The following is a 6,022-nucleotide window of genomic DNA, read 5'->3' on the forward strand; positions in this document are numbered from 1 at the left end:
ATCCCGACCGTCGCGATCGACCTGCTCTACGACGACGGCATCATCCAGGGCGCCGCGACGCTCCTGGAGAAGGCGACGGCCCGGGTCGCCGAGATCGCACCGACGGTCCACGTGACCTCGGACATCGACCGTCGCCAGCCCGCCGAGGCCCTGTGCGACCTCGCGAAGGACGCCGAGCTGCTCGTCATCGGGACCCACCGGATGAGCGCGGTCGAGCGGGTCTTCTCGGGCTCCCTCAGCTACCAGATCGCCGCCGCGGCCCCGTGCCCCGTCGTGATCGTCCCGCATCTGCCGGCACCGGACGCCGCAGGGGTCGTGGTCGGGGCGGACGGCTCCGCGGACTCCCTGGACGCGGTCGCGCTGGCCGCTGCCGAGGCGGACCGGACCGGCCAGCCGCTGCACATCCTGCACGCCTGGCAGGAGCCGGGGATCTACGCGAGCACCGACATCTACCCCGTCGGCCTGGCCGAGAGCGTCCGGGAGGCCGAGCGGCTGGTCCTCGCGGAGTCGGGGGCGGGGCTGGCCGAGCAGTACCCCGACCTCGTCGTGCACGACCACCTCGTGCACGAGCAGCCCGCGACGGCGCTCCTCGACCTCGGTGCGAAGTCGAGGCTGATCGTCGTCGGCAGCCGCGGCCGGCACGGCATCGCCCGGGTGCTCCTGGGCTCGGTGAGCCACACCGTCGTGCTGCACGCCCCGTGCCCCGTGATGGTGGCACGGTACGGCGACCGTGAGGAGCGTCCCGAGCGCGGCGCATGAGGTGAGCCGCCCCGCACCGTGCGGGGCGCAGGGCGGGGGTCGTCCGGGTGCACCGGGCGGCCCCCGCCGCTCGCGGGGTCCGTCGCAGGAGCCGGGATGTGACCATAGGGCCGTGGACGAGACGACGGACGGGGAGCAGCGCGCGATCGCCGCGCTGGAGGCGAGTGGTCTGCGGTACCGGATCGAGCGGCACGGCCCGGTGAGCAGTCTCGCCGAGGCTGCGGCCGCTCGCCGACTCCGGCCCGATCAGCTGATCAAGACGATCGTCGTGCGCCGGGGCGAGGGCGACCACCTCTTCGTGCTCGTGCCCGGCGGGAGGACGATCTCCTGGCCGAAGCTCCGGGCCCTGCTCGGCGTCTCGAGGCTCTCGCTCCCCGATGCGGGCGTCGCCCGCGAGGTCACCGGGTACGAGCGCGGGACGATCACGCCGTTCGGCGCCACGACCTCATGGCCGGTGATCGCGGACGCCCGGGTCCCGGGCAGGGCGGTCTCGATCGGCGCAGGGGCGCACGGGGTCTCCGCGACGGTCGACGGCAGCCGGATGGTGCTCGCCCTCGGTGCCACCGTCGCCGATGTCACCGAGGACGAGCAGGACTGAGCTCAGCCGAGCGTCTCCGGGCGCGGGGCGGGACCCTCGTCGAGCAGGTGCTCACCCAGGAAGCCGAGCACCACCTGGTACCAGATCTTCGCGTGCTGCGGGGCGAGCACCCAGTGGTTCTCGTCGGGGAAGTACAGGAAGCGGTGCGGCGTCCTGCCCTCCTCGTCGGCCGGCAGCCCCGAACGGGACAGCAGCTCGTACCACAGGCGCAGCCCCTCGCCCACGGGGACCCGGTAGTCCTTGTCGCCGTGCACGACGAGCATCGGTGTGCGGATCTCCTCCACGAACCGGTGCGGGGAGTTCTCCCACGCCATCTCCGGGGACATCTCGCGACCCCAGTAGTACGAGGCGTCCGTCGTCGGCCCGAACTGGTCCAGGGCCCACAGGCTCGCGTGGGTGACGATCGCCGTGAAGCGGTCGGTGTGCCCGGCGACCCAGTTCGCCATGTAGCCCCCGAAGGAGCCGCCCATCGCGGCGGTCCGCGTCTCGTCGATCTCCGGACGTGCCACGGTCGCATCCGTGACGGCCATGAGGTCGGTGTAGGGCTCGGCGCCCCATCGACCCCAGCCGCGCTGGACGAAGTCCTGGCCGTAGCCGGTGGACAGCGCCGGGTCGGGCAGCAGGACGGCATAGCCCTTGGCGACCATCAGCCACGGGTTCCAGCGCCACGACCAGGCGTTCCACGAGCTGAGCGGACCGCCGTGGATCCACAGCAGGAGCGGCGCGGGGCTCGACGCGTCGGCGCCGTCCGGGAGGGCGAGCCACGCCCGCAACGGCCGGCCGTCCGCGGCCTCGGTCCTGACCTCGGTGAGGCGACCGGGCAGGGTGGGCGGCGGAGCCGGGGCGCGCAGCACGGTGACCGCCCCGCGCGGGCTCGTGCCGCCGGCCGCGAGTTGGATCCGCACGGGGTGCGGGGGCGCGAGGTAGGAGGTGCGCAGGGCGTAGATCTCGCTCGCGTCCGGCGCGACCTGGAGGTCGGAGTAGGAGTAGTCGTCCTCGGTCAGCCGGGTGACCAGGTCCTGCTCGAGGTCGACGAGGAAGACCGGCGCACGCCCGTCCTCGTCGGCCGTGACCACGAGGCCGGAGCCGTCCGGCAGCCACTGGATGCCGGTGACCCAGCGGTCCCAGGCGGCGACGAGCTGCAGGGGCTGGGCGCGTTCGTTCGGACCGTCGAGCGCGAGCAGGTGCAGGGTGACCGCCGGGGCGTGCTGGGGATCCGACAGCGTCTCCCGCAGGTAGGCCACGGCCTTGCCGTCGGGGGAGACGACGGGGTGGCCCACGTCGGCGCCCGGGTCGTCGACGAGCACCGTGCGCTGCTGCGTGTCGAGGTCGAGGCGCACGAGGATGCTGCGCTGCCCGCCACGGGCCTGCGGGAGGTTCCAGCTCGTCACGACGAAGGTGCCGTCGGGGCTCAGGTCGTAGCCGGCCTCGCGCAGCGCGCCGCCGGGGGCAGGGGCGAGGTCGACGACGGCGAGCCGGTCCGAGCCGCTCTTGGCGACCTCGATCCCCCGGCCGGCCTCGGTGCCGGCGCTGAAGTGCCAGCCGAGCAGGTGGGGGGCCGCGGGGCCGAGGTCGTGGTCCCAGTACCGCACCGGGTAGCCCTCGTGCAGGATCGCCGAGACCTTCGTGTCCTTGCGCAGGGTGCGCAGCCGCTCGTCCTGCTCGGCATCGGTCGCGGAGGGGAGCATGTCCGAGGCGAAGACGACGGCCGCCGAGGAGCGTGCGGTCTTGACCCCGTTCACCCCGCCCGGGTGCACGGCCACGATCCGCGCCTCGCCGCCGCCCGCGGGGAGCACCCACAGCGCGGGCACCTCGCCGGGCTTCTCGGCGTCCTTGGACTCCGCATCGGGACGCGAGGAGGTGAAGAGCAGGTCGCCGTCGGGAGTGAAGGCGGCACCGGTCTCGCCCTGGGCGCTGCGCGTGAGCCGACGGGCCGGGCGCGCCCTGGTCGGGAAGACCTCCCACAGCGAGGTGTGCGCCTTGGTGCCGTCGTGGTTGAGGGTGGAGACCTGGGTGACCAGTCGCGAACCGTCCGGTGACAGGACGAGGCCCGAGACGCGGGGAAGGGCGATGTACTCGTCGAGATCGGTGAACGGGGTGCTCAGTGCCATGGGTTCCTCCTGTGGGGCTGCGACGATCCTGCCACCGTTGGACCACGCGTCGCGTGAGCCACGGGGAGGATGTGTCGGCGTGCCCCGTTAGGTTGCGGGGATGCGGATCGTGCACACGAGTGACTGGCACCTCGGCCGCACCCTGCACGGGGTGGACCTGCTCGACGCCCAGGCCGCCTACCTCGACCACCTGGTCGCGCTGGTGCGCGAGGAGAGCGTCGATCTCGTCGTCGTCGCGGGTGACGTCTACGACCGCGCCGTCCCGCCCGTCGAGGCGGTCGCGCTCCTGGCCGACGCGCTGGCGCGGCTCGCGGAGACGGCGGAGGTCGTGCTCACCCCGGGCAACCACGACTCGGCGGTCCGCCTCGGTTTCGGCGCCCGGCTCATGAGGCCGTCCCTGCACCTGAGGGCAACCGTCGGGGACGTCGGGGTCCCCGTCGTGCTCGAGGACGAGCACGGACCCGTGCTCGTGCACGCGCTGCCGTACCTCGACCCGGACAGCGTGCGCCACGCGCTCGCGACCGGGCACGCTGCCGGCGAGGTCGTCCCGCTCCCTCGCTCGCACGAGGCGGTCATGTCCGCCGCGATGGGGCGGGTGCGGGGAGACCTGGCCGCCCGGGCGGGGTCCGGCCGCCGGCCCCGTGCTCTCGTCATGGCGCACGCCTTCGTCCTGGGAGGGCAGGGTTCGGACTCGGAACGCGACATCCGCGTCGGCGGGGTGGACAGTGTCCCCGCAGGCGTCTTCGACGGCGTCGACTACGTGGCGCTCGGTCACCTGCACGGAGCGCAGCGGCTCGCGGCCGGGCCGGGTCCCGGACCGGCCCCCGTGCTCCAGTACTCGGGCTCGCCGTTGGCCTACAGCTTCTCCGAGCGGAACCACCGCAAGGTCTCGGTCCTGCTCACCCTCGGTCCGGAGGGCGTCGACGGGGAGCCGGAGCTGGTCCCGGCGCCCGTCCCTCGCCGGCTGACCCAGCTCGAGGGAAGGCTCGAGGAGGTCCTCGCCCGCTCCGAGCACCGCGCGGACTGGGTCAAGGCGGTGATCACCGACGCCGCCCGCCCGGCGGACCTCGTCCCGCGCGTGCACGCGGCCTTCCCGCACGCCCTCGTCGTCGAGCACCACCCCGCCGCTCGCGAGTCCGTCCGGCTCGCAGCGGTGACCGCCTCCCACGACCCGCTCGAGGTCACGGCCGAGTTCGTCGAGCACGTCACCGGCGCCCCGCCGGACGAGGCCGAGCGTGCCGTGCTGCGCCGGGCGTACGAGAGCGTCCAGGCGGACGGGCGGAGCGACTGATGTATCTGCACCGCATGACGATCCAGGCCCTCGGCCCGTTCGCGGGGACGCACACCATCGAGTTCGCCGACCTGGCGGCCTCGGGGCTCTTCCTCCTCGAGGGGCCGACCGGCTCGGGCAAGTCCACCCTGATCGACGCGATCGTCTTCGCGATCTACGGCAAGGTCGCCTCGCGCGACGCCAGCGAGGACAGGCTCCGCTCGGACCACGCCTCCCCGCAGGACGAGACCTTCGTCGACCTCGTCCTGGAGACCGGTGCGGGGATCTACCGGGTGCGCCGCAGCCCGGCGTACCAGCGACCCAAGCAGCGCGGGACCGGCACGACGCTCCAGCAGGCGCAGGTGCGCCTGTGGCGTCTGACCAGCCCCGACGCGCCCACCGGGGATGTGCTGTCCATCCGGGCCGACGAGGCGGGGGCAGAGCTGCGGCGCGCCGTCGGGCTGGACCGCGAGCAGTTCGTCCAGACGATCGTCCTCCCGCAGGGGGAGTTCGCGAACTTCCTCCGCGCGGACCCGGAGAGCAGGAGAGGGCTGCTCCAGCAGGTGTTCGGCACCGAGGTGTACGAGCGTCTCCAGCAACGGCTGGAGCGGATGCGTGCCGAGACGGGCCGCGCCGTCGAGGAGAGCCGGCAGGCGGTGGACCGCGCGATCGCCCAGTTCATCGGTGCCGCCGGGCCCGAGGAGGACCATCCGGTCCGGACGGCCGGGCCCGGCTCGGCGGTCCACGAGGCCTCGCGGCTGTGCGCCGCGCTGGTCCGCGCGGCGCAGGTGGCCGAGGAGGAGGCGCGGCGTGCCCGCGCCGACGCGGAGTCGGCCCGGGTCGAGCACGAGCGCCGCAGGCGGCTCGCGGAGGTCCTCGCGCGGCGCGACCGGGCCAGGGACGAGCTGGCCGCCCTCGAGGCCGGGGCGGGCGAGCATGCCGTGGCGGTCGAGCGGGTGGCTGCGGCGCGCCGGGTCCTGCCGGTCCTGCCGCTGCTGTCCGCCGTCGGGCCGGCCGCACGCGCCGGGGTGGAGACGGGGCGCGCCGTCGCGGCGGTGCAGGCGGCAGCGGGTGCCGAGCTGCAGGCCGTGGTCGCGGCGGCCCCGCGGCCGGAGGCGGCGCTGGCCGGTGAACGGGACCGCTGCACGGGGGAACGCGCCGCCCTGGCCCGCGCCCTCGAGCTCGAGGCAGGTCTCGAGGCGCGGACGGCTGAGCTGGCCGCTCGCGCCGAGCGCGCGGAGGTGTCGGCCGGAGAGCTCCGCACGGCGCGCGAGGAGCTCTCCG

Annotated in this window: 5 protein-coding genes; 4 read left to right on the plus strand and 1 reads right to left on the minus strand. The window is 74.5% G+C overall.

The window, feature by feature from the left end; all coding sequences use genetic code 11:
• Positions 1-759 (plus strand): universal stress protein (locus ABWK99_RS12390; RefSeq protein WP_372595011.1); only part of this gene is annotated, 759 nt, incomplete at its 5' end.
• Between the two features lie 112 nt (positions 760-871).
• Complete coding sequence (locus ABWK99_RS12395; protein WP_372595012.1) at positions 872-1,357, plus strand: aminoacyl-tRNA deacylase; 486 nt, start codon at positions 872-874, stop codon at positions 1,355-1,357.
• 2 nt (positions 1,358-1,359) lie between these two features.
• On the opposite strand, the gene ABWK99_RS12400 is transcribed toward ABWK99_RS12395, so the two are convergent.
• Positions 1,360-3,468 (minus strand): alpha/beta fold hydrolase, encoded by a 2,109-nt coding sequence (locus ABWK99_RS12400; protein ID WP_372595013.1) that lies wholly within the window; start codon positions 3,466-3,468, stop codon positions 1,360-1,362.
• 100 nt (positions 3,469-3,568) lie between these two features.
• Here ABWK99_RS12400 and ABWK99_RS12405 point away from each other — a divergent pair, with 100 nt between their 5' ends.
• Both ABWK99_RS12405 and ABWK99_RS12410 read left to right on the plus strand, forming a co-directional pair.
• Positions 3,569-4,759 carry an exonuclease SbcCD subunit D gene (locus tag ABWK99_RS12405; protein WP_372595014.1) on the plus strand — a complete coding sequence of 397 codons (1,191 nt, stop codon included), beginning with the start codon at positions 3,569-3,571 and terminating at the stop codon, positions 4,757-4,759.
• On the plus strand, positions 4,759-6,022 hold a 1,264-nt coding region (locus tag ABWK99_RS12410), incomplete at its 3' end, for an AAA family ATPase (RefSeq protein WP_372595015.1). The genes ABWK99_RS12405 and ABWK99_RS12410, both read left to right, overlap by 1 nt.

The organism is Actinotalea sp., assembly GCF_041597215.1.
Lineage (GTDB): Bacteria > Actinomycetota > Actinomycetes > Actinomycetales > Cellulomonadaceae > Actinotalea.

Bases quoted from the DNA above. Each gene is read 5' to 3' on its own strand.
- ABWK99_RS12400 (WP_372595013.1), bottom strand. From the start codon at position 3,468: ATGGCACTGAGCACCCCGTTCACCGATCTCGACGAGTACATCGCCCTT.
- ABWK99_RS12405 (WP_372595014.1), top strand. From the start codon at position 3,569: ATGCGGATCGTGCACACGAGTGACTGGCACCTCGGCCGCACCCTGCAC.